Source organism: Pseudomonas sp. P1.8 (assembly GCF_001269805.1).
Classification (GTDB): Bacteria; Pseudomonadota; Gammaproteobacteria; order Pseudomonadales; family Pseudomonadaceae; genus Aquipseudomonas.
Map to the genome: position 1 here is coordinate 97439 of NZ_LHVM01000025.1, position 23866 is coordinate 121304.

Annotated in this window: 31 protein-coding genes; 15 read left to right on the plus strand and 16 right to left on the minus strand. The window is 58.8% G+C overall.

Translation table 11 applies throughout. The annotated features are described in order from the left end of the window. Positions 1-14: 14 nt before the first annotated feature. Entirely contained in the window at positions 15-578 is a 564-nt protein-coding gene (locus tag AD668_RS27665; RefSeq protein WP_053164282.1) for a helix-turn-helix domain-containing protein, read from the minus strand. Between AD668_RS27665 and AD668_RS27670 the strand changes: the two genes are divergently transcribed. The 7 genes from AD668_RS27670 (at position 573) to AD668_RS27700 (ending at position 7878) form a co-directional block, all read left to right on the plus strand. After that, positions 573-1601 carry a DMT family transporter gene (locus AD668_RS27670; RefSeq protein ID WP_082344580.1) on the plus strand — a complete coding sequence of 343 codons (1029 nt, stop codon included), beginning with the start codon at positions 573-575 and terminating at the stop codon, positions 1599-1601. The two genes, AD668_RS27665 and AD668_RS27670, sit on opposite strands and share 6 nt — an antisense overlap. A gap of 213 nt (positions 1602-1814) precedes the next feature. Then, positions 1815-4733: a monovalent cation/H+ antiporter subunit A gene (locus tag AD668_RS27675; protein ID WP_053164286.1), complete on the plus strand. Its 2919-nt coding sequence runs from the start codon at positions 1815-1817 to the stop codon at positions 4731-4733. Next, complete coding sequence (locus tag AD668_RS27680; protein ID WP_007986256.1) at positions 4733-5077, plus strand: Na+/H+ antiporter subunit C; 345 nt, start codon at positions 4733-4735, stop codon at positions 5075-5077. The genes AD668_RS27675 and AD668_RS27680 overlap by 1 nt, the downstream gene beginning before the upstream one ends. Further along, positions 5074-6759, plus strand: coding sequence for a monovalent cation/H+ antiporter subunit D (locus AD668_RS27685; protein ID WP_053164288.1), 1686 nt, complete (start codon positions 5074-5076; stop codon positions 6757-6759). The genes AD668_RS27680 and AD668_RS27685 overlap by 4 nt, the downstream gene beginning before the upstream one ends. Beyond that, positions 6756-7244, plus strand: coding sequence for a Na+/H+ antiporter subunit E (locus AD668_RS27690; RefSeq protein ID WP_053164290.1), 489 nt, complete (start codon positions 6756-6758; stop codon positions 7242-7244). Before AD668_RS27685 ends, AD668_RS27690 begins: the two co-directional genes overlap by 4 nt. Beyond that, positions 7241-7519, plus strand: a complete 279-nt coding sequence (locus tag AD668_RS27695; RefSeq protein WP_053164292.1) for a K+/H+ antiporter subunit F — start codon at positions 7241-7243, stop codon at positions 7517-7519. Before AD668_RS27690 ends, AD668_RS27695 begins: the two co-directional genes overlap by 4 nt. Then, the gene (locus tag AD668_RS27700) at positions 7516-7878 is read left to right on the plus strand and encodes a Na+/H+ antiporter subunit G (protein ID WP_053164294.1); all 363 of its coding nucleotides are present in this window, start codon (positions 7516-7518) and stop codon (positions 7876-7878) included. The genes AD668_RS27695 and AD668_RS27700 overlap by 4 nt, the downstream gene beginning before the upstream one ends. Positions 7879-7890: 12 nt before the next feature. On the opposite strand, the gene AD668_RS27705 is transcribed toward AD668_RS27700, so the two are convergent. The 4 genes from AD668_RS27705 to AD668_RS27720 all read right to left on the minus strand — a co-directional run bounded on the left by AD668_RS27705 (position 7891) and on the right by AD668_RS27720 (position 10318). After that, positions 7891-8328 carry a DUF3995 domain-containing protein gene (locus AD668_RS27705; protein WP_053164296.1) on the minus strand — a complete coding sequence of 146 codons (438 nt, stop codon included), beginning with the start codon at positions 8326-8328 and terminating at the stop codon, positions 7891-7893. A gap of 181 nt (positions 8329-8509) precedes the next feature. Continuing rightward, entirely contained in the window at positions 8510-9526 is a 1017-nt protein-coding gene (locus AD668_RS27710; RefSeq protein ID WP_053164298.1) for an ABC transporter substrate-binding protein, read from the minus strand. Between the two features lie 118 nt (positions 9527-9644). Next, the gene (locus AD668_RS27715; RefSeq protein ID WP_053164300.1) at positions 9645-9848 is read right to left on the minus strand and encodes a hypothetical protein; all 204 of its coding nucleotides are present in this window, start codon (positions 9846-9848) and stop codon (positions 9645-9647) included. Further along, entirely contained in the window at positions 9848-10318 is a 471-nt protein-coding gene (locus AD668_RS27720; protein WP_053164302.1) for a hypothetical protein, read from the minus strand. Before AD668_RS27720 ends, AD668_RS27715 begins: the two co-directional genes overlap by 1 nt. Before the next feature lie 411 nt (positions 10319-10729). Here AD668_RS27720 and AD668_RS30160 point away from each other — a divergent pair, with 411 nt between their 5' ends. The 3 genes from AD668_RS30160 to AD668_RS27730 all read left to right on the plus strand — a co-directional run bounded on the left by AD668_RS30160 (position 10730) and on the right by AD668_RS27730 (position 11735). After that, positions 10730-10975: a hypothetical protein gene (locus AD668_RS30160; protein WP_082344581.1), complete on the plus strand. Its 246-nt coding sequence runs from the start codon at positions 10730-10732 to the stop codon at positions 10973-10975. 162 nt (positions 10976-11137) lie between these two features. Beyond that, positions 11138-11368 carry a hypothetical protein gene (locus AD668_RS27725; RefSeq protein WP_053164304.1) on the plus strand — a complete coding sequence of 77 codons (231 nt, stop codon included), beginning with the start codon at positions 11138-11140 and terminating at the stop codon, positions 11366-11368. Between the two features lie 133 nt (positions 11369-11501). Beyond that, positions 11502-11735 (plus strand): DUF2789 domain-containing protein, encoded by a 234-nt coding sequence (locus AD668_RS27730; protein ID WP_053164306.1) that lies wholly within the window; start codon positions 11502-11504, stop codon positions 11733-11735. Between the two features lie 14 nt (positions 11736-11749). Here AD668_RS27730 and AD668_RS27735 read toward each other — a convergent pair whose 3' ends face one another. Together AD668_RS27735 and AD668_RS27740 are read right to left on the minus strand one after the other, a co-directional pair. Beyond that, on the minus strand, positions 11750-11953 hold the full coding sequence (locus AD668_RS27735; RefSeq protein WP_053164308.1) for a hypothetical protein: 204 nt from the start codon (positions 11951-11953) through the stop codon (positions 11750-11752). A 255-nt stretch (positions 11954-12208) separates the two neighbouring features. Then, positions 12209-12613 (minus strand): TraR/DksA family transcriptional regulator, encoded by a 405-nt coding sequence (locus tag AD668_RS27740; RefSeq protein ID WP_007907888.1) that lies wholly within the window; start codon positions 12611-12613, stop codon positions 12209-12211. Positions 12614-12963: 350 nt separating this feature from the next. Here AD668_RS27740 and AD668_RS27745 point away from each other — a divergent pair, with 350 nt between their 5' ends. Further along, positions 12964-13575, plus strand: coding sequence for a glutathione S-transferase (locus AD668_RS27745; protein ID WP_053164310.1), 612 nt, complete (start codon positions 12964-12966; stop codon positions 13573-13575). Positions 13576-13794: 219 nt separating this feature from the next. On the opposite strand, the gene AD668_RS27750 is transcribed toward AD668_RS27745, so the two are convergent. Beyond that, the gene (locus AD668_RS27750) at positions 13795-14727 is read right to left on the minus strand and encodes a hypothetical protein (RefSeq protein ID WP_053164312.1); all 933 of its coding nucleotides are present in this window, start codon (positions 14725-14727) and stop codon (positions 13795-13797) included. 277 nt (positions 14728-15004) lie between these two features. Here AD668_RS27750 and AD668_RS27755 point away from each other — a divergent pair, with 277 nt between their 5' ends. Both AD668_RS27755 and AD668_RS27760 read left to right on the plus strand, forming a co-directional pair. Then, entirely contained in the window at positions 15005-15688 is a 684-nt protein-coding gene (locus tag AD668_RS27755; RefSeq protein ID WP_053164314.1) for a response regulator transcription factor, read from the plus strand. Then, entirely contained in the window at positions 15666-17060 is a 1395-nt protein-coding gene (locus AD668_RS27760) for a HAMP domain-containing sensor histidine kinase (protein WP_053164316.1), read from the plus strand. Before AD668_RS27755 ends, AD668_RS27760 begins: the two co-directional genes overlap by 23 nt. 126 nt (positions 17061-17186) lie before the next feature. On the opposite strand, the gene AD668_RS27765 is transcribed toward AD668_RS27760, so the two are convergent. From AD668_RS27765 to AD668_RS27775, 3 genes are all read right to left on the minus strand, one after another. Continuing rightward, positions 17187-17597, minus strand: coding sequence for an SRPBCC family protein (locus tag AD668_RS27765; protein WP_053164318.1), 411 nt, complete (start codon positions 17595-17597; stop codon positions 17187-17189). A 27-nt stretch (positions 17598-17624) separates the two neighbouring features. Beyond that, positions 17625-18422: an SDR family NAD(P)-dependent oxidoreductase gene (locus AD668_RS27770; RefSeq protein WP_053164320.1), complete on the minus strand. Its 798-nt coding sequence runs from the start codon at positions 18420-18422 to the stop codon at positions 17625-17627. Positions 18423-18595: 173 nt separating this feature from the next. After that, positions 18596-19192, minus strand: coding sequence for a DinB family protein (locus AD668_RS27775; RefSeq protein WP_053164322.1), 597 nt, complete (start codon positions 19190-19192; stop codon positions 18596-18598). 197 nt (positions 19193-19389) lie between these two features. On the opposite strand from AD668_RS27775, the gene AD668_RS27780 reads away from it, so the two are divergent. Both AD668_RS27780 and AD668_RS27785 read left to right on the plus strand, forming a co-directional pair. Further along, positions 19390-19710: a DUF2388 domain-containing protein gene (locus AD668_RS27780; protein ID WP_053164477.1), complete on the plus strand. Its 321-nt coding sequence runs from the start codon at positions 19390-19392 to the stop codon at positions 19708-19710. Between the two features lie 75 nt (positions 19711-19785). Then, complete coding sequence (locus AD668_RS27785; RefSeq protein WP_053164324.1) at positions 19786-20445, plus strand: isoprenylcysteine carboxylmethyltransferase family protein; 660 nt, start codon at positions 19786-19788, stop codon at positions 20443-20445. A 56-nt stretch (positions 20446-20501) separates the two neighbouring features. Here the strand turns inward: AD668_RS27785 and AD668_RS27790 are convergent, their stop codons facing one another. From AD668_RS27790 to AD668_RS27810, 5 genes are all read right to left on the minus strand, one after another. Next, on the minus strand, positions 20502-21182 hold the full coding sequence (locus tag AD668_RS27790; RefSeq protein WP_256220807.1) for an HAD-IA family hydrolase: 681 nt from the start codon (positions 21180-21182) through the stop codon (positions 20502-20504). A 62-nt stretch (positions 21183-21244) separates the two neighbouring features. After that, entirely contained in the window at positions 21245-21652 is a 408-nt protein-coding gene (locus AD668_RS27795; protein ID WP_053164326.1) for a response regulator, read from the minus strand. A gap of 271 nt (positions 21653-21923) precedes the next feature. Further along, positions 21924-22178: a pentapeptide MXKDX repeat protein gene (locus AD668_RS27800; RefSeq protein ID WP_053164328.1), complete on the minus strand. Its 255-nt coding sequence runs from the start codon at positions 22176-22178 to the stop codon at positions 21924-21926. A 53-nt stretch (positions 22179-22231) separates the two neighbouring features. Beyond that, positions 22232-23017, minus strand: coding sequence for a molybdopterin-dependent oxidoreductase (locus tag AD668_RS27805; RefSeq protein WP_053164330.1), 786 nt, complete (start codon positions 23015-23017; stop codon positions 22232-22234). Next, a complete protein-coding gene (locus tag AD668_RS27810) occupies positions 23014-23631 on the minus strand; it encodes a cytochrome b/b6 domain-containing protein (protein WP_053164332.1) in 618 nt (205 codons plus the stop codon). The genes AD668_RS27805 and AD668_RS27810 overlap by 4 nt, the downstream gene beginning before the upstream one ends. Positions 23632-23866 lie beyond the last annotated feature (235 nt).

A 23866-nucleotide genomic window follows, 5' to 3' on the forward strand; every position in this document is an offset into this window, starting at 1 on the left:
CATGCACTCCCTGTTCAGATCACCACATTACGCACAAACCGCGTCGCCACCGCCCCGTCGTTGCGATAGCAATGTGGCTGATTGCTGGCGAACATGAAGAACTCGCCTTGGGCAATGTTCTGCGCGTGTTCGCCCAGCATGACCGTCAGGCAGCCTTCGAAGACATAGATCTGCTCGCTCCAGCCATCGGCGTCCGGTTCGGATGGATACACTTCGCCCGGTTGCAGGCACCACTCCCACTGCTCCACTTCCCGGCTCGCGGTGGCCTTGGATAGCAACACCGCTTTACTGCCTGGGAGGGTTCCGGTCCAGGCCAGTTCATTGATGCGGCTGGGATCGCGGGCGTCGGGTGCCTGAATCAAATCGCTGAAGGCAACGTCGAGGGCTTCGGCAACACGATCGAGGGTGGTCAGGCTGACATTCTTTTCACCCGCCTCGATGGCCACCAGCATGCGCCGGCTGACACCAGACTTCTGCGCCAATGCGGTCTGGCTCAAGTCGGCGGCATGGCGCAGGCGTCGAACATTTTGACTGACATGCTGCAGGACCGAAGCCCGCGGGGGAGAATCTTTGTGCACTATATTGCTCACTTGGTAGGGTTGGGCAGTATACTGCGCAACATTCGACGCATTGTGCGTCCCTCTCAAGTAGCGTGCAAGGTCATGACGTCGTTGAATTCCCCCCAGGCTTCCTCCCGTTTCACCAGGTTCAGCAAGGCCGAATGCGTGCTGGTGCTGATCACCATGGTCTGGGGCGGCACGTTTCTCTTGGTGCAGCACGCAATGACCGTCAGCGGGCCGATGTTTTTCGTCGGCCTGCGCTTTGCCGCCGCGGCAAGCATCGTGGCGCTCTTCTCATGGCGTCACCTGCGCCAACTGACCCTGTTTGAACTCAAGGCGGGGACCTTTATCGGCGTGGCGATCATGCTCGGTTACGGCTTGCAGACGGTCGGTTTACAGAGCATTCCCAGCAGCCAATCGGCCTTTATTACCGCCCTGTATGTGCCTTTCGTGCCGTTGCTGCAATGGCTGGTGCTGGGACGACGTCCGGGCTTGATGCCCAGCATCGGCATCATGCTGGCCTTTGCCGGGTTGATGTTGGTGTCCGGCCCTGCCGGTGCTTCGTTCAACTTCAGTCCCGGGGAAATCGCCACCTTGATCAGCGCGGTGGCCATCGCCGCAGAGATCATTTTGATCAGCACCTATGCCGGTCAGGTCGATGTGCGCCGAGTGACCGTGGTGCAATTGGCGGTCACATCGGGACTGTCGTTCCTGCTGGTGGTGCCGACCAATGAGGCGATTCCTGATTTTTCGTGGCTGTTACTGTGCAGCGCACTGGGCCTGGGCGCAGCGAGTGCAGCCATTCAGGTGGCAATGAACTGGGCGCAAAAAAGTGTTTCGCCAACCCGGGCGACGCTGATCTATGCCGGTGAGCCGGTGTGGGCCGGGATTGTCGGGCGCATCGCTGGCGAACGGCTGCCAGCAATTGCCTTGCTCGGGGCCGGGTTGATTGTCGCGGCGGTGATTGTCAGTGAGTTGAAGACCAAGGGTAAGGCCGCTGCAGATGTTGGCGAATCGCTGGAGAGTGAACGCAGTCATTAACAGGATCAAAAGAACGCAGCCTTCGGCGGCTCCTACGGATGTATGCAACCCTCTCTAGGAGCTGCCGAAGGCTGCGATCTTTTTTGACGGACAGTAAACAATGTGAAGCGGGGCTTTTCCGTCTACCTTGTAGGATTCTGCGACAGCTTGGTGTTTGGCGATCCGGGAGCTGGCACGTATGATGCTTCACAAACTTCCGCAGATTAGAAGCCTATGTCCCTGATAGTTCTACTACTTCTGCCTTTCATAGGTAGCTGTTTGGCGGCCGTGTTGCCGCACAACGCCCGTAACGCCGAATCGCTGCTGGCAGGCCTGGTCGCCTTGATCGGCACCGTTCAGGTCGCGCTCCTGTACCCACAGATCGCCGATGGCGGCGTGATCCGTGAAGAGTTCTTGTGGTTGCCCAGCCTGGGCCTGAACTTCATCCTGCGCATGGACGGCTTCGCCTGGCTGTTCTCGATGCTGGTTCTGGGCATCGGCACACTGGTGTCGCTATACGCCCGCTACTACATGTCACCGGACGATCCGGTGCCGCGCTTCTTCGCATTTTTTCTCGCTTTCATGGGGGCCATGCTCGGCCTGGTGATCTCGGGCAACCTGATCCAGATCGTGTTTTTCTGGGAGCTGACCAGTCTTTTCTCGTTCCTGTTGATCGGCTACTGGCACCACCGCGCCGATGCGCGTCGCGGTGCCTACATGGCGCTGATGGTCACCGGCGCGGGCGGTTTATGCTTGCTGGCGGGGGTCATGATCCTCGGCCATGTGGTCGGCAGCTATGACCTGGACCAGGTCCTGGCCGCCGGCGATCTGATTCGAGCCCATGCCCTCTACCCCATTCTGCTACCCCTGATCCTGATCGGCGCCCTGAGCAAAAGTGCGCAATTCCCCTTTCACTTCTGGCTGCCCCACGCCATGGCCGCGCCTACACCCGTCTCGGCATACCTGCACTCGGCGACCATGGTCAAGGCCGGGGTGTTTCTGCTGGCACGGCTGTGGCCATCGCTCTCGGGCAGTGAAGAATGGTTCTACATCGTCAGCGGCGCCGGCGCCTGTACGCTATTGCTCGGTGCTTACTGCGCAATGTTCCAGAACGACCTGAAGGGGCTTCTGGCGTACTCGACCATCAGCCACCTGGGCCTGATCACTCTGCTGCTCGGCCTGAACAGCCCATTGGCCGCCGTCGCGGCAGTGTTCCACATCCTCAACCACGCCACCTTCAAGGCCTCGCTGTTCATGGCGGCCGGCATCATCGACCATGAAAGCGGTACCCGCGATATCCGCAGACTCAGTGGCCTGTACAAGCTGATGCCGTTTACCGCCACACTGGCGATGGTCGCCAGCGCCTCGATGGCCGGTGTGCCCTTGCTCAACGGCTTCCTGTCGAAAGAAATGTTTTTTGCCGAAACCGTGTTCATCAACGCCACCCGCTGGGTCGAATTGAGCCTGCCAATCGTGGCAACCATCGCCGGCACTTTCAGCGTGGCTTACTCCCTGCGCTTCACCGTAGATGTGTTTTTTGGCCCGACCGCGACCGATCTGCCGCACACACCCCACGAGCCACCACGCTGGATGCGTGCACCGGTTGAGCTGCTGGTGCTGGCGTGCCTGATCGTCGGGATTTTCCCTGCCCAGGTGGTCGGTCCGATACTCGCTGCCGCTGCGCAACCGGTGGTCGGCGGCACGTTGCCCGAGTACAGCCTGGCGATCTGGCACGGTTTGAACGCACCGATGATCATGAGCCTGATCGCGCTGGGCTGCGGCACCCTGCTTTATCTACTGCTGCGCAATCAGCTTAAACGCGGACGATTCAAGCGGCCGCCCCTGATAGGCCGTCTGGACGGCAAGCGTCTGTTCGAACGCAATCTTGTGGTCATGATGCGCCTGGCTCGTCGCCTGGAACGGCACCTGGGCACCCATCGCTTGCAGGCGCAGTTGTTTCTGGTGGTCCTCGTCGCGGTGCTGGCCGGGCTGACCCCGATGCTGCACAGCAGCCTGAGCTGGGGCGACCGGCCGAAAATCCCGGGCTCGATCGTCTTCGTCACGCTCTGGTTACTGGCCATCGTCTGTGCCCTGGGCGCAGCGTATCAAGCCAAATATCACCGGCTTGCAGCCCTGACCATGGTCAGCGTCTGCGGCCTGATGACGTGTGTCACCTTCGTGTGGTTCTCGGCACCGGACCTGGCGCTGACGCAATTGGCGGTCGAAGTGGTGACCACGGTGCTTATCCTGCTGGGGCTGCGCTGGTTGCCGCGACGGATCGAGGAAGTCTCGCCGTTGCCAGGCAGCCTGCGCCGCGCCCGTGTGCGGCGTATCCGCGACTTGCTGCTGTCGACCGCCGTCGGTGTCGGCATGGCGCTACTGTCCTATGCGATGCTGACACGCCAGACACCCAACGATATTTCCTCGTTCTACCTGAGCCGTGCCCTCCCAGAGGGTGGCGGCAGCAACGTGGTCAACGTGATGCTGGTGGATTTCCGCGGCTTCGACACCCTGGGTGAAATCACCGTACTGGTCGCCGTGGCCCTGACGGTGTATGCCCTGCTACGCCGCTTCCGCCCACCCAAAGAAAGCTTGCAACTGCCGGCCCAGCAACGCCTGCTGGCTCCGGACGTGGTCACTGACCTGGTCAACCCGCGCCACGCCAGCGACACCGCCCTCGGCTTCATGATGGTACCGGCGGTGCTGGTACGCCTGTTGCTGCCGGTTGCACTGGTGGTGTCGTTCTACCTGTTCATGCGCGGGCACAATCAGCCGGGCGGGGGGTTTGTCGCCGGGCTGGTGATGTCGGTGGCGTTCATCCTGCAATACATGGTCGCCGGCACGCAGTGGGTCGAAGCACAAATGAGCCTGCGCCCGCTGCGCTGGATGGGCACGGGACTGTTGATTGCCACGGTCACGGGCCTGGGCGCGATGGTCGTTGGCTATCCGTTCCTGACCACTCATACCTGGCATTTCGACCTGCCGTTGCTGGGTGATATTCACCTCGCCAGCGCGTTGTTCTTCGACATCGGCGTGTACGGCGTCGTGGTCGGCTCGACTCTGTTGATCCTCACGGCCCTTGCCCACCAATCGGTCCGCGGGCACAAAACCGCCGCCCAACCCAAATCCGTTGTCGCCAAGGGAGCCGTCTGATGGAAGAAGTCATCGCAATCGCCATCGGCGTACTGGCCGCGTCCGGCGTCTGGCTGATCCTGCGACCACGGACGTTCCAGGTGGTCATGGGCCTGTGCCTGCTGTCGTATGGCGTCAATCTGTTCATCTTCAGCATGGGCAGTCTGTTTATCGGCAAAGAGCCGATCATCAAGGACGGCGTACCCCAGGACTTGTTGCACTACACCGACCCGTTGCCACAAGCGCTGGTGCTGACCGCCATCGTCATCAGCTTCGCGATGACCGCATTGTTCCTGGTGGTGCTGCTGGCGTCCCGGGGTCTGACCGGCACAGACCATGTGGACGGCCGGGAGCCTAAGGAATGATGGCGATGAACCACCTGATCGTCGCACCGATCCTGCTGCCGCTGCTGACGGCTGCAATCATGCTGATGCTCGGCGAAAAGCACCGCCCGCTGAAGGCCAAAATCAATCTGGTCTCCAGCCTGCTCGGGCTGGGCATTGCGGTGGCGCTGCTGCAATGGACGCAAACCACCGGCGTGCCGGGCTCCATTGGTGTCTACCTGCCGAGCAACTGGCAAGTGCCCTTTGGTCTGGTGCTGGTGGTTGATCGCCTGTCGGCATTGATGCTGGTGCTGACCGGCATCATCGGCGTCAGCGCCCTGCTGTTCGCCATGGCGCGTTGGGACAGTGCCGGTTCGAGTTTCCACGCGCTGTTCCAGATCCAGCTGATGGGATTGTATGGGGCCTTCCTCACGGCCGACCTGTTCAACCTGTTCGTGTTTTTCGAAGTGCTGCTGGCCGCATCCTACGGCCTGATGCTGCACGGCTCGGGGCGGGCGCGGGTGTCGTCAGGGCTGCATTACATCACGATCAACCTGTTGGCCTCGTCGTTGTTTCTGATTGGTGCTGCGCTGATCTACGGCGTCACCGGAACACTGAACATGGCCGACCTGGCGCAGAAAATTCCGCTGGTGGAGCAAGCCGATCGCGGGCTCCTGCATGCCGGCGCGGGGATTCTGGCGGTGGCATTCCTGGCCAAGGCCGGGATGTGGCCGCTGAATTTCTGGCTGGTACCGGCCTACTCCTCGGCGAGCGCGCCGGTCGCAGCGATGTTTGCGATCATGACCAAGGTTGGCGTCTACACCCTGCTGCGTTTGTGGACGCTGCTATTCTCCGCACAGGCCGGGGCATCGGCGTTTTTTGGCGCAGACTGGCTGATCTATGGCGGTATGGCCACCATCGTTTGCGCGGCCGTCGCAACGCTCGCCACCCAACGCCTGGAACGCATGGCCAGCTTGAGCATTCTGGTATCGGCGGGAATTCTGCTGTCGGCCGTCGGTTTCGCGCAACCGAACCTCGTGAGCTCGGCGCTGTTTTATCTGGTCAGCTCGACATTGGCGTTAAGCGCCTTGTTCCTGCTGGCCGAGCTGATCGAACGCTCGCGTTCGGCCAATGAACTGCTGCTGGAGGACGAAACAGAACTGCTTCCGCGACCTCTGGAATCCCTGCATCCGCCTAAAGGCATCAACCTTGATGACGAACAGAAAGCCGTGGTCGGCCAGGTGATTCCCTGGACCATGGCATTTCTCGGGCTGAGCTTTATCGCGTGCGCCTTGCTGATTATCGGGATGCCGCCGCTCTCGGGATTTATCGGCAAACTCGGCCTGCTCAACGCCCTGCTCAATCCACAGGGTCTGGGCAATGGCGGCACCGAGCCGGTGTCGACCGCTGCATGGGCTTTGCTGGTGTTGTTGATTGTTTCAGGACTGGCCTCGCTCATCACCTTTTCACGCCTGGGCATCCAGCGCTTCTGGACGCCAGCGGAACGCCCCTCCCCTGTGTTGCGACGCCTCGAATGCATCCCCATCTTCGCCTTGCTGGGCTTGAGCATCCTGCTGACCTTCAAGGCCGAACCGTTGCTGCGCTACACCCAGGCAGCCGCCGACGCCCTGAACAACCCTCAGCAATACGTGACAGCCGTGCTCGACACCCGTGTTGTGCCTAACCCGCAAGGCAAGGCTGGCGTATTGGAGGTGCAACCGTGAAGCGCCTGTTTCCTGCGCCGTGGCTATCGCTGGCCTTATGGTTGTTATGGTTGCTGCTGAATCTGTCGATGACACCCGGCAACTTGCTGCTGGGTGGTGTGCTGGGGTTCTGCGCACCGCTGATGATGCGCAGATTGCGACCGTTGCCTGTTCGCATTCGTCGGCCCGGAGTCATCCTGCGTCTGATCCTGATCGTCGGTCGTGACGTGCTGGCGTCCAATCTTGCTGTCGCCTGGGCCGTGCTTCACGCGGGTCGCCGCCCACCGCGCTCGCGGTTCATCAAGGTGCCGCTGGACCTGCGCGACGCCAATGGCCTCGCGGCACTGTCGATGATCACCACAGTCGTGCCCGGTACTGTCTGGTCTGAACTGGCTCTGGATCGCAGCATCCTGCTGCTGCACGTGTTCGATCTGGACGACGAGGCGCGCTTCATCGAGCATTTCAAACAGACCTACGAACGCCCGTTGATGGAGATCTTCGAATGAGCCCATTACTGTCGAACGCGATTCTGTTGAGCCTGTTCCTGCTTTCCCTGTCGATGATTCTGACCCTGGTCCGACTGTTCAGGGGGCCGTCGGCCCAGGACCGGGTCCTCGCCCTGGATTATCTGTACATCGTCGCAATGCTGATGATGCTGGCACTGGGCATTCGTTATGCCAGCGACACCTACTTCGAGGCGGCGCTGCTGATCGCCCTGTTCGGCTTCGTTGGCTCGTTTGCCCTGGCGAAATTCCTTCTGCGTGGCGAGGTCATCGAATGAATATGGAATTGTCGTTGTGGGTGGAAATTCCGGTGGCGATCCTGCTGGTCCTTTGCGGCCTATTCACGTTGATCGGTGCGATCGGGCTGTTGCGCATGAAGGACTACTTCCAGCGCATGCATCCGCCGGCGCTGGCCTCGACATTGGGTGCCTGGTGCGTGGCATTGGCTTCGATCATTTACTTTTCGGCACTCAAGTCCGGGCCGGTATTGCATGCCTGGCTGATTCCGATCCTGCTGTCAGTCACCGTGCCCGTGACCACTTTGCTGCTGGCACGTGCAGCGCTGTTTCGCAAGCGCATGGCCGGTGACGATGTGCCGGCCGAGGTGAGCAGCCGCAGGACCGAAAGCGGTGGCTGATCCCGCCTTTGCTCAGGCCCAGGCAACCGCCAGCAAACCCGAACCCAACAACACACACAGCGGTGAGTAAACCCAGGTATCGAGCTGGGCAAATTTCGAATTTTTGACTTCCTTGAAAAAACCCACCAGTTCCGAATCACCAATGGCCCTGGCGAACAACATCACGGCAATCGCACTGATCAACCATTGCAGTGCCGGATGATGTACCTGCGGCAACCACCAACCAACGCGCAAACACACAACCATCGCAATCAGCAGCAAACCCACCGCCACACCCAGCGTGATCCAGCCTCGCGGCTTGAAAGCGGGCCGCAATCGCACCTCGCCCTCGACCGGCACTTGCGGCACCACAGCGACTGCCGCCCATTCGCCACCCACCGCCCAGTACACATGCATCAGGCTGATTGTGGCAAACGTCGTCACCAGCCATTGAGCCAACACCAAGGTCATGTTCAGGCATCCTTGAAAGGGATCTGAACAAACATCCTAGTCGGCATTTGATGAAGCGCACGACCGATTGGCGGCGGCATCAGTCGGGCTGACCATTGGTAGTTCCATGTCACCGCCGACACTTGCGGGCGATGTGAACACCCGTGTCGCACCATGCAAAACGAGCCTCAGGTTCACGGTATCACTTCATCCCCGCAGCGACCTTGTCCGCTACATCCCTGGGCAGCCAGGCCTGCCAGACGTCGGGATGCTGCTTCATGAATTCCTCGGCAGCCTGACGTGGCGACGTGTGTTTTTCACTCATCTGGGCCAACGCCTTGTTCAACGGATCAATAGGGAAATCGACCTTGCTGAAGAACTCGGCAATCTGCGGATACTGCTTCTGGAATGGCGTGGATACGCCGATAGATAACTTCGATGCCAGCGAGCGGGTCGGTCGGGGATCGGGATGATCGGCGTCGGTCAAGGTCTTCCAGGCTTCGGCGTCGAAGGGTGGTTCTTCCAGCTGGATCAGTTTGAAGCGACCGAGCAACGGCGTGGGTGACCAGTAGTAGAACAGCACGGGCTTGCCACGACGGATAGACGAAGTGATCTCCGCGTCCAGCGCCGCGCCTGAACCACTGCGGAAATTCACATAACTGTCGTCCAGCTTGTAGGCCTTGAGTTTCTGCTTGTTGACCACTTCCGAGGTCCAGCCGATGGGACTGTTGAGAAAGCGCCCTTTGTTCGGCGCCTCAGGATCTTTGAACACGTCCTTGTAACGCGGCAGATCGCTGACACTTCGCAAATCCGGCGCCATGGGTTTGATGCCCTTGGCCGGGTCGCCTTTGATCACATACTCCGGTACCCACCAGCCTTCGGTGGCACCCTTGACTGTGTCGCCCAGACTCACCACTTTGCCTTCGGCTTCTGCCTTGACCCAGACCGGGCTGCGACCGGCCCACTCTTCGCCAATGACCTGAATGTCATTGTTGGCCAGCGCGGTTTCCAGGGTAATGGTGGTGCCCGGCAAGGTGTCGGTGGGCAGGCCGTAGCCTTTCTCGACGATGATGCGCAAGACATCGGTGATCAGGCTGCCGCTTTCCCAGTTCAAATCGGCGAAGTGGATCGGTGCCTGGGCGGCGAACACCTGGGCGGGCGTTGCCAGCAACGCGAAGGTGGCCGTGACAGCAACCAGCAACCGTCGAAATCCGTTCATGCTTTTGCACCTCGTGCTGTTCACAGCAATAGCAGGATGGCCTGGCAGAAGACCGCAAAGCCTCTGAATACTCAGTCAACTGACTGTAGTAGAGGTTCCTGCTTTCGAGGGGCATGGATCATTTTCCGGAAATTTCCTGCAAGCGGGTCAGCTCTCTTCTGACCATGCTGGCGTACTCCGCCGGCCGCAGCAGGTAAATCTGTGAGGCCACCCAGTTCAGCCAGGCGCCCTGCAGAACAGCCCTCTGCTCGAACAACTTCTGCGCCAGGGCTTGAGCGCTGACCAGGTTCTGTTCGTGGAAGTCGGCGCGGTTCAAAGTCATTACTCGCTGGCCTTGAATGTCACCAGTTCGCCCTTGCGCCACTTGGCTGCCTTGCCGGTTACCGCCTTCAGGGTTTTCGTCAGGCCTTCCTGCAATTGCTCGTGGGCGGCGAAAACCGTCACTACGCTGTGCCCTTCCCTGAACAAAATGGCATGACCGGCGGCAGTGGTGACGAAGGCGTAATCGCCCAGCCCATAAACAGTCAGCTTGATGTCACGGAACTTGATGTCCAGTTTTCCGCCCTCGCGGCTGGGCAAGACGGATGCACTGAAATGATCGCCGACCTTGAGTTTGAGTCCGGGTTTGTCGTCCACCACCAAGGCTGATTCGGTGTCGAGTTCGGCAATGTAAATGCCTTCAGCACTCTGCTCGGTGACGTAGACGAAACGCGACTGAAACAGCTTGACCAGCTTTGCGCGCAAATCACCCAACACAAACAAAGCATGCATATCGAGATTACTTACTGCCAAGGAAACATCCCCACGTCTGAAAAGAATGCCGCACGCAGGAAAAGCGCACGGCCAAAAATAGCGGCAATGCCGAAGGTGAAACCAGATGACCCACGTTGAAATCCCTAATGAGCAGTGCACTCATTCAGCACGAAGCGTCGCAAGAATACTGGAACGACAGGCGTATCGTCCTGCATGGCGTTCGTCATAGGCTGAAGGAAAACGCCCTTCCTGCGGCCAGAAATTATGGACTATCAACTTCAGGGAAAAAACCGATCAAGAAAAACACTTTTCCTACATATCACACGCGAAAAATTGCTTTAGATAAACGTGGCTCACCCACCAGTGAGGGTGATTCTAGAGCAGCGATGCGCTTCCAGACTACCCGTAAACGACGTACATACGTCGGTAAACTCATGAAAAGGACTTCATATGTGTACGTTGACACACTTCGCCCATCCACTTGCACCTGCCACTGGAGAACATTCGACGCTGCATTCCGTGCTGCTGTCCTTCCATCAGCCACCGTTTGAAGAACCGCACCAGCCCCGTTTTCAGGTGATATTGGCGGGCAAGGCCTTTTTCCATATCAAGGAAATTTCCACGGGCTGCGTCAGAGGTTTCCGGGCCAGCCATAACGAAGCCTGTGCCCTTGCCCGGTTTCTTGAGTCACATTAATGACTCACCCGCGCCGAATGTGCCAAGAGCTGTTTTCACCTGCCCGACGACTTAACAACCGCCGACAGGCAACTACTGCCATACTGCCCGCCCAATAAAACGCGGCCCACCAGGCCGGGCCGCGTTGAAGACAACAATATATTTACAAGGGAAGGCTGTTACGTGACGGAATTTGATATCGGCGAGTTTTTTATCCGGGGCGAAGCCAGAGTAATCGATGGCGAGTTCCAAGCGGTCATTGTCATGCGCGCCAAACCACCACTAAAGACCGTTACTTACCATCAGGTCGAAAAAGATCGCTGGTTCAAAACCTCGGACATAGCGGCCCTTGCCGCACAGGCATCGGCCATTGAATTGAAAGCTGCCGTGGATGCCGGGGCGTTGAAAGCCTGAGGTCTGGTTTGCGGTCTATGCTCATTGCTGCGTTTGAACATCGCGATCGAACTCCTCAAGCGCGGCCTCCTCAGATGCAATGAAGCCGCGCTTTCGTATCCCGACGCGACCGATCACTTGCAAGGAGATGAAGATGGAATCACCGACCCACGACTTGAAAGGCTTGTTCGACCAGCTCGGCCTGGACTCCAATGACAATGCTATCGACGATTTCATTGCCAGCCATTCCCCTCTGCCCGACGCCAAAAAACTCATTGATGCCGAGTTCTGGTCGCCGCAACAGGCGGCCTTCCTGAAAGAGCAACTGCGCGAAGACGCTGACTGGGCAAAGGCAGTCGATGATTTGAATCTGCGAATGCACCAGTAATCCCGACTACGGACTCAATGCAGGCTGTCAGGGGCACGGGCATTCAATTGCGCCATCCAGGCAGCCTTGCACTCCTCGGCTTCAGTACGGCTGGAGAATGCCGTGCCGCGACGCTCGCCGTTGAGCAACACCACCCAACACACAGTGCGTCCCAAAGCACGTAGCGTGGCGGGCACACCGCTGCCAATCATGACCGCGACATCGACTTTGCTTTGCATGTTGACCTCTCAACTTCATTAGCAACCTAACTAGTAGATATGTTAATTAGTTTTCCAAAGAGGAAAAAGCGATCACTCTGCACAGCTTTGTTGCTCAACCCGTAACAATTGTTGAGCGCCTACTCCGTCACACTCAATTTTTACAGGCGCGCAAAAGCAAGATCGCAGCCTCGGCAGCACCCCAATAGCCAGGCGCTGCCGAAAGCTGCGATCTTTTCCAAAGGCAGCCCTGTTCGAAGGGCTACCTCACCGTCATCAAGCCTGACGCTGGTGCTTGTCGATTTGCTCGTGGCGTTCTTGAGCTTCGATGCAGTACTTGGTGGTCGGGCTGATCAACAGGCGTTTGAGGCCGATCGCTTCACCGCTGTCGTCGCACCAGCCGAAGCTGTCTTCCTTGATGCGCTCCAGTGCTTGTTCCAACTGCGGCAGCATGCGCTGGTCGCGGTCGATCGCGTTCACCAGCCAGGTGCGCTCTTCTTCCACGGAAGCCGCGTCTGCCGGATCGGCCGGGGTATCCAGGCTTTCGATGGCGATGCGGTTCTGTTCGATGCGCTCATGAGTTTCGACTTTCATGTTCTGCAACAGCTCAGAGAAAAAAGCATGTTGCTCGGCATTCATGTAGTCATCCGCCGGCATGGCCAGCAACTTGTCCTTTGTCATTGATATCTCTATAAAAAAACGTGCATTAAGGCGAATAAGGGAGCGTTCCGGCAGACCGGAGCAGGTCAGCGCAAAGGCGCCGTTTGTTCAAAGCGCCACCCGGCACTCAATTTACGAGGGGCGGCAGTCTACGGCCGACTTGAGGCATCAGCAACCGAAAAGACAGTGAATTTGTCCGACAAAGACCTGAAAATGCTCTGCGACAGGCTTTTGGGCGTTTATCGGAGTGCGTTTATAGCAAGAAATTCAATCGAGCGGCTTTATATAGAGGACAAACGGCTGCATTTGCAGCGCCCAGAACGTCAGCTAAGGTTGTCCCTCCCGAAACGGCCATATAAAGGAAAGGAACCATGAAGCTGATCGGCATGCTGGATTCACCTTACGTACGACGCGTCGCCATCTCGGCCAAATACCTCGCCATCGCACTCGAGCATGACTCGGTATCGGTTTTCCGCCACTTTGAGCGATTCCAGCAGATCAACCCCGTGGTCAAGGCGCCGACGCTGGTACTGGACGATGGTGAAGTGTTGATGGATTCAACGCTGATCATCGATTACCTCGAGACGTTGGCCAAACCCGCCAACACCTTGATGCCCAGCGAAGCGATCCCGCGCCTTCGCGCACTGCGCCTGATTGGCCTGGCCTTGGCAGCCAGCGAAAAATCCGTTCAGCTTTATTACGAGCGTAACTTGCGACCAGAGGACATTCAGTTCGAGCCCTGGGTGCAAAGGGTCGAAGGGCAACTGGCTGCAGCCTATGCGGAACTCGAGCGTGAACTGGAAAAGTATCCGTTGAAAACGGACGGTTCAATTGATCAGGATGGCATCACCCTCGCCGTGGCATGGAGCTTTACCAATCTAGTGGTGCCGGACCAGGTGGATGCGGCGCAATTTCCGCGGATCGTGGCCTTTACCGCTTATGCCGAGGGGTTGGAAGTGTTTGTCAGCACGCCGATCGACTGATGATTCCTTTCGCCTGATCTGGCGTAATCGCGAGCAAGCTCGCTCCTACAGGGGGATTGGAGTCTCCCGTAGGAGCGAGCCTGCTCGCGAAAATTGCCGCCTCACCCAAAGCTTGAAGCGGCGGTGGACTCAATGCACAAACAACGCAATCAGAATAATGATCGGGATTGGTACACCGAGAAAAAACAGCAGTAATGAGCGCATGGTGATTCTCCTGGGTTAGCGAACAGGTGGGGTGGTCACGTAAGTGTCGGTTTCCAGATACACCACGGCATCCCGACGACGACCGCCGAAAATCGCGGCGAGGCTGGCGAAGAACGCGCCGGCCAGCAGTGCAACGAACATCCACAACGTGCTCATGGCAGCCACTTTGGCGGCAGTGTCCGCCGCCTGTTGCGCGGCAAGTTTGGCGTCGGCCACAGCTTTCTGGGTGCGGGCATAGACTTCATCGACCCGACGTTCAGCATCCTCCTGGGTCAGGTTGGTCCGTTGTGCCACCAGTTGTGCCAGGTAGGTGCGGTCTTCAGCGGCCAATTGCCCGCCATTGTTTAGCGAACGTACAAAAATGCGAGTGACCGTCCCACGCGCGGCATCATCGCTGACGGCTTCCGGACGATCATCGCGAAACAGGCTGTCGATGAAGTAACCGTACTGATCGCTATCGGTTTTGCCAGCCGCCGTGCCCGCGACTTGAGTCACTGCACTGGCAGCGCCTCCTGCAACCTGCGCCCCGGCCTGCACACCGCCGCTGACGAGACTGCTCACCGACCCGGCCACCAGCGTTGCGGTGACCAGGGTCGCCACGCACCAGGCGAGAAAACCATGGGCCGTGTCGCGGAAATACACTTCATCGCCGTGCATATTCGCCCACTTCACCCGCAGACGTCCGGCGATGTAACCGCCCAACCCGGATGCAATGATTTGTGTGAACGCCAGCCAGACAATCGTTGAAATGCCCAGACTTTTGGCGCTCACGCCTTCATGAGCCCAGGGCGAAACCGCCGAGAACCCCAGACCGAAGCCGAGCAGGACCAAAATCAGCGATAGCGCCGCCGCCGCAGCGGCCCCGGCGAAGATCGCCCCCCAGGACACGCCCGAGACCGTGCTCGACTCTTCCACGGCAGGATAGAAACCATCAGAGGATCTATTCATTGTTGTATCGCTCCAGGCAGAAAAATGGTGTTACAACTCTCACTCGAGTGATTGCAGTCGCCGTGCCAGTCGCAGACTTTGAATAAATCGCTATATTTCAATCATTTATAAAGTTTGAACTTCCAGTGTTCATGCAATATGCAACGAACCGCTCAAGACAGCGGGTTTTCTGCATTGACCCCTTCGTGGTTGTCCATGAACTTTTATTTAGAAAACCTGCGGTCATTTCTTGGCAAAATGCCTCACAACGTTGTGAACACTTGAATCAGGCCCGCCTATGACCCGCATCTTGACCATCGAAGACGACGCCGTGACCGCGAGGGAAATCGTCGCCGAACTGAGCAGCCACGGCCTGGAAGTCGATTGGGTCGACAATGGCCGCGAAGGCCTGGAGCGCGCCGTCAGCGGCCACTATGACCTGATCACCCTCGATCGCATGCTGCCCGAACTGGATGGCCTGGCGATCGTGACCACTTTGCGGACCATGGGCGTGGCGACGCCGATCCTGATGATCAGCGCCCTCTCCGACGTCGATGAGCGAGTGCGCGGCTTGCGTGCCGGCGGCGACGATTACCTGACCAAACCCTTCGCCACCGATGAGATGGCCGCCCGGGTCGAAGTACTGCTACGTCGACAAAATACCGTGACCGCCCAGGCCACCACGCTGCGGGTGGCAGATCTCGAGTTGAACCTGATCAGCCACGAAGCCAGCCGTGACGGCCAGCTGCTGACGCTGCTGCCCACCGAATACAAACTGCTGGAATTTTTGATGCGCAACACCGGACAGATCCTTTCGCGCATGATGATTTTCGAAGAGGTCTGGGGCTATCACTTCGACCCCGGCACCAACCTGATCGATGTACATATCGGCCGTCTGCGCAAAAAGATCGACCCGCCCGGCAATGTCCCACTGATTCGGACCGTGCGAGGCTCCGGTTATGTCATTGCCGAACCCGTCTAAGGGCTGGCGCTCTTCCAGCAGCCGCTTGCTGGCGCTCTACAGTTCGCTGTTCGTGATCTGGAGCGGGATTCTCATGGGTGTCATGTACTACGAGGTCTCCGCGTACCTGGATAACCTGGCCAAACACTCGCTGATGCAACGCCAGCACCTGTTCTCGCGATTTTCCGGTGAACAACTGGAAGACGTTCTTGCCGTCAGCATGACCTTCGACATTCGCGGCATCGATGCCTATGGCCTGTTCGATGCCCAACACCAATACCTCCACGGCGCGCTGCGTCACATCCCCAAAGGCCTGCCGCTGGACGGCAAGATCCACATGCTCGGCGACTGCGCCGAATCCGACGACCCAACCCTGCCCGCCGACAGCTGCGACGCCGTGGCGACCCAGACCCGGGATGGCCGCTGGCTGGTTCTGATGCGGGACAACGGCTCGCTGTTCGCCGTGACCCGGATCATCCTGCACGCGTTGCTATGGGGCATGACCCTGACCATCGTGCCGGGCATCATCGGTTGGCATCTGCTGCGACGGCGTCCGTTGCGGCGCATTCGCGCCATTCAGGCCAGCGCTGAAGCCATCGTCGCCGGCGATCTGACCCGACGTCTGCCGCTGTCGGATCGTCGAGATGAACTGGACATGCTCGCTGCGATCGTCAATGTCATGCTCGAACGCATCGAGCGTCTGATGCATGAGGTCAAGGGCGTGTGCGACAACATTGCCCATGACTTGCGAACGCCTCTGACCCGCCTGCGTGCGCAGCTGTATCGCATGCAGCAACAGGCGGGGGAAGGCTCATCGCAAGCCGCGCAACTGGACCTGGTACTTGGCGAAGCCGATACCTTGATGGCGCGTTTTCGCGGGTTGTTGCGGATCTCCGAACTGGAGGATCGCCAGCGGCGTTCCGGCTTCGTTGAACTGGACCCGGTGCCGTTGCTGCGAGAACTGCACGAGTTCTACCTGCCCTTGGCAGAAGACGACAACCTGGTGTTTCAACTGCACCTGCCAGCGTCGTTGCCAGCAATGCATGGCGACCGGGCGTTGCTGTTCGAGGCCGTGGCGAATCTGTTGAGCAACTCGATCAAATTCACCCCTCCCGGGGGTGCCGTGATTTTGCGTGGGGTCAATCAGGGCGGACATACTCGAATCGAAGTCCTCGACTCCGGCCCCGGCATCCCCGAGGCCGAACGCGAAGCCGTGTTCCAGCGTTTTTATCGCGCCGATGCAGGCAATCAACAAAGTGGCTTCGGGCTGGGGCTGTCGATCGTCGCCGCGATCGTCAGCCTGCACGGGTTTACGCTGGACGTTGGCAGCAGCGAACTGGGCGGTGCACGTCTGGTGCTCGACTGTCGGGAGAGTCTGATTCCTCAAGCCTGAACACCGCTGTCCCTCTGTAGGAGCTGGCTTGCTAGCGAAGGCGGTTTCTCATTCAACAAACAGGTTGGCTGACACGCCGCCTTCGCGGGCAAGCCCGCTCCCACAGGGTGATTGGTGTTTTGACGGTCAGACCGGGTAATTGGCCTGCAATGCCTCGAGCCCGCCCTGATAGATGCCGGTAAACAACGCCTCCACTTCCTCGTTGCTCACTCCCACCGGTTCAAACCTCCCAGACCAGGTCACCCGTGCGCCCTCGCCCAGTGCTTCGACCTTGATTGTCGCCAGATAATCGGTGGCCGGAAACGGCGCCTGCAAAATCGAATAGCTGTAGGTTTTCGCCGCGTTGTCGAAAACTTGCAGGCGCTCGACCACCACCGCGCCATCGGAGGTTTGCAGATGACGTACGCGCCCGCCTTCGCTCAGTTCACTTTGGGGAATGAACGGAATCCAGTCCGGCAGCGAATTGAAACCGCCAATCAATTGCCAGACCTGATCGGCCGAAGCCGGGATGTCGATGGTTGCTGATGCCGTTGCCATGTAATGCACTCTCTCGATGAATAAGGTTCAGATCGCCAGACTGTCGACGACACCGCCGTCGACCCGCAAGGCCGCGCCGGTGGTGGCCGAGGATAACGGAGAAGCAATGTAGGCCACCAGATTGGCGACTTCCGCGACATCGGCCACCCGCTGGATGATCGAAGTCGGCCGGGCCTTGCGAACAAAGGCGTCGGCTTCGTCCCGGGCACTGCGCCCGGATTCAGCGATGGCGTCCTTGAGCATGTCTTCCAGGCCATCGGTAAAGGTCGGCCCGGGAAGGATCGAGTTGACCGTCACGCCAGTGCCGGCCAGGCGTTTGGCCAAGCCATGGGACACCGCCAGGTTGGCGCTTTTGGTCACGCCATAATTGATCATGTCGGCCGGCGTTGCCACACCGGATTCCGAGGACAGGAAAATCACCCGCCCCCAGCCCTGCTTGACCATTTGCGGCGTGTAATGACGGGACAATCGCACGCCGGAGATCACGTTGACCTCATAGAAGCGCGTCCACTCGCTGTCCGGCGCATCGAAGAAATCCACCGTATTGAAGATCCCGAGGTTGTTCACCAGGATATCCGCACGCGGCTCGGCGACGAACAATTGTGCGGCGCCTTCGGCCGTACCCAGGTCCGCGGTCACACCCCGCAACTGCGCATCGGGCACGCTCAGGCGAATACTCGCCAATGCCTGATCGACCTTGGCCGTATCACGACCGATCACCACCACCGTGGCACCACACGCGGCCAGCGCCTTGCTGATACCCAGGCCGATACCCGCGGTGCTGCCGCTGACGATCGCCAGCTTTCCACTCAGATCGATTTTCATGCTCAAACTCCAGTGATGCGTTAACCGCGCCCTGACATTGGACTGTTGGGTCTTGGAGGAATTATTTGCCGGGAAATGGGTACCGCGTTCAATCCGATATCAATGATAGGCCACGTTTTCATCAGCGCAGCGCAGGTCGACGCAGTCGGGACTGTCGATGGTCGCAAACGGACTCAACGATAACGATCCGGCAGAACGCTGGTTGCGTTCGAATACTGCACAGCACAGGGGGCCGTCACTGTCGGTACCTGCAGCGTGCTCAGCAGGACCGGTTCGGATTCGCGCAGGTACACCGGCATGTCGGTCACCGGTGGCATGGCCGGGATCTCGAAGTACATCTGCACTACCCAGCCACGGTGGTAGCTGGCGTGGTTGACCACATGCATCAGCATCGCGCCCGCACTCATGGTGCCGCTCTCACCCGAGACAAAGTTGAATTCGATGGGTTTGTCCAGCGACGCATCGGTTTGCCGTGCGCTCCAGTCGCAATACCAGTGATCGAGCTCTTTTTGCGCCATGCGCAATTCGATCAGGTCCGAATGCAGCAGATCGTGTGAAGTCTTGAAATCATGCCCACGACCTTCGAGATGAGCCTGCCAGATGCAGTCCACCACATACACGTGATTGAGGGTGCCGATCATGTTCTTGAACACCGATACCCGCTTTTTATTGACCTCCCCCGGCGGCAACGCCACGAGGCTGTCAAAGAGCCGCTGGTTTGCCCAGCGTTTGTAATCGGCCAGCAGGCAGGCAGTGCGTGCAGTAATCATCAGAATGCTCCGATGGCGGTGTGCGCACTCTTTAGCATAGACCTGATAGCGAAAAAGCATCCGCTACCCTGATCATCGGTACAGAAGGCTTTCTGTCCCACACCGACCTGACCCCGCCAGGGAACTCCTTACCGTTCCCGCGTATCCTAGAATATGTGGTACTTCCCTTATGCTTCATGCTGTCGGAGGACACCGTCATGCGCCGTCTCTTTATCCTTTCTTCCCTGGTACTTTGTTTGCCGTTCGGTTCGGCTATGGCCAAAGTCGATGCCGAGGATGTTGCCACCTCGGCCGGGGTTTCCGCTTCGCTGTACTCGACCTTCAAGGATGACAAAATGGTCATTCCCGCCCGGGATGACGCCTCCAGTTTCGTGGCCAGTGGCGGTGCGATTCGCGGTGTCTATCTGGAGCAGGTGTTGCAGCGGATCCGGCAAAACCATCCCGACCTCAACAACGCAAGCGACGAAGACCTGGCTCGTGCCATTCTGGTTCAGGATGGCGTTGCAGCCGATCACTGAAGATTTTCGCCAGCGGTGGGGCTTGTGATAGCTGGATAGCCTTTGCGGCCCTGCCTTGCGTGCGTCCACCCAGCGATGAAAATCTCTGTGACGCTGGCGTTTTTCGCCGTTGTCGGTACCCTCGCCTATCTCGCTCTGGCGATATGGGCACTGGGCGGCGTTGCGGCATTTTTCGCCCACCAGGCTCTGGTTGTTGTAGCAATTGCCACCTTGCTCATGGCGGCTGCCTCTGTGTTCACCGAGGGCAATTTGAGCTCAGGCGAGCGTGAAGACAGATCCAACCGCTGGGTGCTCCCGGCCTTTGGCATCATCGGCATCCTCAGCGGTTTCTTGCCCGCCTATACCGATCGTATTGATGTCTGGACCTTCGGTGGCGAGGGCATTCGGTGGTTGGGTGCCCTGCTGTTCATCATCGGAGGCGCCCTGCGCTTGTGGCCGGTGTTTGTGCTGGGCAATCGGTTCAGCGCATTGGTGGCGATTCAACCGGGGCACAGGCTGGTGACCGACGGGATTTACCGAAACCTGCGCAACCCCAGCTATCTGGGGATGTTGATCCTCGGCGTGGGCTGGGCACTGGCGTTTCGTTCGGGGACTGGATTGATACTGGCGGCAATGACGGTGATCCCCTTGATTGCCCGGATTCACGCCGAAGAAGCCTTGCTGAAAGCGCAGTTCGGCAGCGAATACGAAGCCTACTGCGCCCGAAGTTGGCGGCTGATTCCGGGCATCTACTGAAAAAACAGCGCCCCCCTGTAGGAGCGAGCCTGCTCGCGATGATCGATCAGTCGATATCAACGTATCTGACACACCATCGCAAGCAAGCTCGCGCCTACAACGGTATCCAATTGAACACTGATCAGGTCATAGCTGCTCAACGTTGCATGTCGCGTCTGAATCGGCTGCTCATGCGTCGCCGTGACAATCATTAAATCAGCCCCTGCCGCCTCGGCTGCCAGAATCCCCACCGTTGCGTCTTCGAAAATCAGGCAGTGCTCTGGCTCGACCCCCAAGCGCCGTGCAGCGAGGCGGTAACCGCTCGGATCAGGTTTTCCGGCAGTGACATCCTCGGCGGTGATCATCACCTCCGGCTCTGGAATCCCTGCCGCCGCCATCCGCCGCACAGCCAGCGCCCGGGGCGCGGACGTGACAATGCCCCACTGATGAGTCGGCAAGGCGCGCAGAAAAGCTGCCGCGCCGGGCACTTCGGCTACACCTTCAACGTCCTCGATTTCCGCCTCGGTGATCCACTCCGCTTCGGCTTCGGCATCCACTCCCGGCAGCCCGAGGCGAGTGATGGTGTCGATGGCGCGGGCGCCATGGATCGTCGGCAAAAAGGTGTCGACATCCACCCCGTGGCGCATGGCCCAGGTAGCCCAGACCCGTTCGGCGGCGGCGATAGACGTCAAGACGGTGCCGTCCATGTCGAACAGAAACGCACGGTAAGGCGTGTTGAAAACTCGGTGATCAGACAAAGAAAAGAACCTCGCAGGGTGCCGGGCGAATGTGTCCGGCAATGTAGCATCTGCGAGCGAGGTCAGTGGAGCGGCCTGGACTTGAATGCCTCTTCGACACAATCGAGCAGAGAACCGATTGCCCAGGGCTTCTTGATGAACGCCACGTGATGCCGGACCCCGGAACTGGCCGGAGTTTCGAAGCCGGACATGATCATGATCGGCTTGTCCGGCCAGCGATCGCCGAACTGGTTGGCCAGGTCAGCGCCATTGAGCGTGCCCGGCATGGTGATGTCAGTCAGCAACAATCCCACTTCGCACGCATGCTGCTCAAGATAGATCGATGCGGCATCCGCACTGATCTGTGGCTCGACCACAAAACCTTCCTCCTGAAGAATTTCACAGAGAAATTCCAGGATCAGCGGATCATCCTCAACCACCAGAATCAACCCGCCAGGAAGATATTCGCCCCTCGTCGACACTCGACTCATGACCTTGCCGCTCCCTGATTGCCTCAATGATTTCGCGGGCTCTAGTCCGCCACTTACAAGGTATGAGCAGCGGACCGGACGGAAATTCATTTTTGATACGACAAATCGAAAAACATAAGCGGCGGGTGCCAGAGACTCGAGAAATTCGCCGACGCAAAAAAACTGTAGGAGCAAGCTTGCTCACGATGGTGGCGGGTCAGTCAACATTGATATCGACTGACACTAAGTCATCGCGAGCAAGCTTGCTCCTACAGACAGTGGGCGCTTGCAGTTATTGCGACATTTCGCTTTTTTTCATCGCATCCTTGGACATGGCGTCTTTTTTCATCTCGTCTTTCTTCATGCTGTCTTTGGACATGGCGTCCTTGGACATCGAATCGCTCTTTTTCATCGCGTCTTTGGACATTGCATCCTTGGACATCGAATCCTTGCTCATGCTGTCATTACTCATCGTGTCAGCGGCGAACACAGAGGCAGCACCAACGGCCAGGCACATGGACAGAACAACAGTGGCCAACTTTTTCATGATAAAACTCCTTGAAGCACAGGTTTGCGCAGGGTGAAATATTCAAGCGCCTGTCAGCTGCCACCGAACCAGTTGTAGCCCTGGTCTTCCCAGTAGCCGCCGGTGTAGGTGTTGCTGACGAAAATCGCCTGAATGTGTTTGGGGTTCTTGTAGCCAAGCTTGGTGGGCATGCGCAGCTTCATCGGGAAGCCGTATTCTCGCGGCAGCACCGCGCCGTCATAAGTCAGCGCCAACAGCGTCTGCGCATGCAGCGCTGTGGCCATGTCGATGCTGGTGTAGTAGTCGTCGGCGCATTTGAAACCGACGTATCTGGCATCCATATCGGCGCCGATGCGCTTGAGCAAATCACTGAAGCGCACGCCGCCCCAGCGGCCGATTGCGCTCCAGCCTTCAACGCAGATGTGCCGGGTGATCTGCTCGGTCTGGGCCATGGCCCGCAATTCTTCGAGGCGCCAGCTGCGCTTGTCGGCGACCAGGCCAGTGACTTCCAGGCGATAGCTCTGCTCCTCCACCGTCGGCGCTTCGTCGATGCCGTAGAAGGCATTGAACGGAAACGGCCGGGTGATCATTGAGGCCGGATAGGTCGGCGCCATAGCATTGGGGTTGAACAGCCAGCCCTGGACCCGATCGTTCAAGCGCGACATGGATGACAGCGCGGTTTCGACGCTGTCGTTGTCGGTGATGTTGCAACCGGACAACATCGCCACGCCGCCGAGGGTCAGGCCACGCAGCAGGAACGAACGACGCGAGCGGTCTTCGATCTGTGGTGCGAGGATCTTGCGCGCGTCGGTAAGGATTGATTGCTCGTCCAGCCCCGTGCCTTCGATGCGCTTTTTCATACCTGCTCCTTGCGGCCGACGAGCATGGCCAACAGCGTTTTCGGCACCAGCGCCACCATCACCAGATGCACCGCCACAAAGGCCACCAACAGCGCCATGGTGAAAAAGTGCACGCGACGTGCGCCTTCGTATCCCCACAGCAATTCACGCAACAGGGGGAACTGCACTGACTTCCATAGCACCAGTCCGGAGAGCACCAGAAAGAGGAGGTCGACCATCACAAACAGGTACGCGAATCGCTGCACCTGGTTGTAGTGACGAAGATCGGCGTGGCCCAGTTTTCCGCGCAAGGCGGCCCACAGGTCATGCAACACGCCTTTGGGCGAAACCGGGAAGAAGCGGCGTTTCAAACGGCCGCTGAGCAGGTTGATGAGCAGATAGAGAACGCCGTTGATCGCCAGCAACCACATTGCCGCAAAGTGCCATTGCAATGCGCCGCCGAGCCAACCGCCGAGGGTGATCGACTTGGGAAAGCTGAAATCGTAGATCGGCGAGGCGTTGTAGATGCGCCAACCGCTGGTGACCATCACCAGCACCGCCAGAGCGTTGAGCCAATGGGTCAGTCGCAGCCAGCGTGGATGACTGGCCTTGGATAAAGCCGTTGCCTGCGTCATGTCCGGCTCCCGGTTGTTGTTCGTTGAAGCCGAGTATGGGAGCCGCGAGATCGCCAAATCCTCACGTAAAGTTAAATTAAACGTGATAACTGGCGCTGAACCTGTGAGAGCGAGCCTGCTCGCGATGGTGTGTCAGTCGACACAACGGTGCCTGATACACCATCGCGAGCAGGCTCGCTCCTACAGTGTTTTGTGTAACCCGGAAAAGACTCGGTTATGTTTAAATGCCGCCCCC